A 2,556-nucleotide genomic window follows, 5' to 3' on the forward strand; every position below is an offset into this window, starting at 1 on the left:
GGGGTCGGGTTTTCGCGGCGGACTGTTCTTTGCCTCGCTGTTCCTCGGCGCGCTGCTCGGCAAGGCGTTCGCGGATGTGATGCTTGTTATTTCTCCGGCAACCGGCATCGACCCTGCCGTCGCCGCCGTCGTCGGCATGACGTCGCTCGCCGTCGGTGTCGTCGGCGGTCCGCTGACGATGACCTTCCTGGCGCTGGAATCGACCCGCGACCTGACGCTGACCGGCGTCGTGCTGGCCGCCTCGATCATGTCGGCCATCCTGGTGCGCGAAACCTTCGGCTACTCGTTCTCGACATGGCGCTTCCATCTGCGCGGCGAGACCATCCGCAGCGCCCACGATGTCGGCTGGATGCGCAGCCTCACAGTCGGCTCGATGATGCGCAAGGACATCAAGACCATCTATGCCTCGACGACGCTGGCAGCCTTCCGCAAGGAGGTGCCGCTCGGCTCTGCCCAGCGCGTCATCGCCGTCGATGCGGGCGACCACTATGTCGGCGTGCTGATCGTGGCCGAACTGCACAGCGATCCGTCCGATGGCGAGGTGCCGGTGCGCGATCTCGCCAAATACAAGGACGCGGTGTTGGTGCCGAGCATGAACGTGCAGGCCGCCGCGGAAACATTCCAGCGGGCGGGCGCCGAAGAACTCGCCGTGGTCGAGGATTTCACCGACCATATCGTGCTGGGCCTGTTGACCGAAGGCCATCTGATGCGACGCTATGCCGAGGAACTCGACAAGGCCCGCCGGGACCTGTCGGGCGAGGGCTAAGGGACACCCGGAGTCAGTGCTCAATAGGTCCCTTGGCCATCACGAGGGCCGTGCCGGCGGTCGTCGGGCGCTCGATCATGCGGCGTACGCGGGGCGGTTCGTCGCCGCTGTGCAGGGCCCGCACGCGTTCGCCGATGACGGCGTCGGCATGGGTGATGCGTCCATTGTGCCTGATATACTCGATCCAGGTCGGCGTGTGATAATGCTCGATCCATACGGTGGGATTCTCGAGATCGCGCGCCAGCGTCCAGTTGCGGGCGCCGTCACGGCGGCGGATGCGGCCGCGTTCGGCCATGATGGCGAGGAACTCCGGTTCGTCCTCGTGGCGGATCACATACTCGATCATGATGGCGATGGGACCACTGCGCGGCTTCAGGTCAAGCGCCAAATGCGGTTCCTTGAAGCGATTGAGCGGGTCGAGGTTGAGCACCTGCTGTTGCGGCAGCGGGAGCAAAAGACCGATGGCGCCGCCGGCCAGCATGGCGATGCTGGCGGCGATCAGCGCGGTTTCGGCGCCATGCGCGTCGGCGACGACGCCCCAGATCCAGCTGCCGAGCGCGATGCCGCCGAAGGTCGCGGTCTGGTAGACCGACAGCACCCGGCCGACCACCCAGCGCGGCGTCGCCATCTGCACCGTGACGTTGAAATGCGAAAGCGCGATCACCCAGCAGGCACCGCCGACAAGCAGGCCGAGCGACGTCTGCCAGGCATGCTGGCTGACGGCGGCATTGAAGGCGCAGACGGCGAAGCCGGCGAACGCACAGCGCACCATCGTCTCGCTGGAGAGCAACTGCCGCAGCCTGACGCTGATCAAGGCGCCGCCGACCGCGCCGATGCCGAAGGCGCCGAGCATGATGCCATAGGTAAGCGCATCGCCCTTGACGACGTCGCGCGCCACCAGAGGCAGCAACGCAAGCACAGCGCCTGCACTGAAGCCGAACGCAGCACCCCTGACCAGCGCCTTGCCGATATTGGGCGACATGGCGACATAGCGCAGGCCGGCGCCCATGGCGGCCCCCAGCGACTCGCGCGGCAAGGTCGATACCGGCACGTTCGGCTTCCAGCGCGCCAGCACGACGATCAGGCCGATATAGCTCACCGCGTTCGCCGCGAAGGCGGCTGCCGCACCGGCGGCGGCGACGATGATGCCGCCGATCGCCGGACCGACGCTGCGCGTCAGGTTAAAGCCCATCGAATTGAGGGCGACGGCCGCCGGCACCTTGTTGCGGGGAACGATATCGCCGACGGAGGCTTGCCATGACGGGCTGTTGAGCGCGGTGCCGCTGTCGATCAGGAAGGTGAAGGCAAGCAGCGTCCATGGCGTGATCAGGCCCGAATAGGTGAACAGGGTCAGAAGCACCGACACCACCAGCATGAAGGTCTGGGCGACCAGCATCACCTTGCGCCGGTCGAAACTGTCGGCGATGGCGCCGGCGACCAACGCAAACAGCATGATCGGCAAGGTGGTCGAAGCCTGGACAAGGGCCACCTGATAGGGCGAGGTGGCGATCGTGGTCATCATCCAGGCGGCGCCGACACCCTGGATCAGGCCACCGAAATTCGAGACGAGACTTGCGCCCCACACGGCGCGGAAAATGCCGTGCCGGAAGGGCGCCAGCGCCGAGACGCTCTCGCTGTCCGGCTTTTCGTCAATCATTTGGAATTCCTGCCATGTCGTGCCTGCCCGTCAGACAATCCGTTTGCGCAGACCGTTTGCCGAAAGTAGGGCATGGCGCCGCAAAGGGCAAAAAAGCTCATGGTCCAACAATGGGATAGAGGCGGTCCAGGCC

Annotated in this window: 2 protein-coding genes; one reads left to right on the forward strand and one right to left on the reverse strand. The window is 65.7% G+C overall.

Annotated elements, in window-relative coordinates:
* A partial coding sequence (locus tag EN925_RS31475; RefSeq protein WP_206633031.1) for a chloride channel protein occupies positions 1–766 on the forward strand: 766 nt, incomplete at its 5' end.
* A gap of 13 nt (positions 767–779) precedes the next feature.
* Here the strand turns inward: EN925_RS31475 and EN925_RS31480 are convergent.
* On the reverse strand, positions 780–2,423 hold the full coding sequence (locus tag EN925_RS31480; protein ID WP_128337191.1) for an MFS transporter: 1,644 nt from the start codon (positions 2,421–2,423) through the stop codon (positions 780–782).
* Positions 2,424–2,556: the final 133 nt, after the last annotated feature.

It is taken from the genome of Mesorhizobium sp. M7A.F.Ca.US.006.04.2.1, from assembly GCF_004022915.1.
Classification (GTDB): domain Bacteria; phylum Pseudomonadota; class Alphaproteobacteria; order Rhizobiales; family Rhizobiaceae; genus Mesorhizobium; species Mesorhizobium ciceri.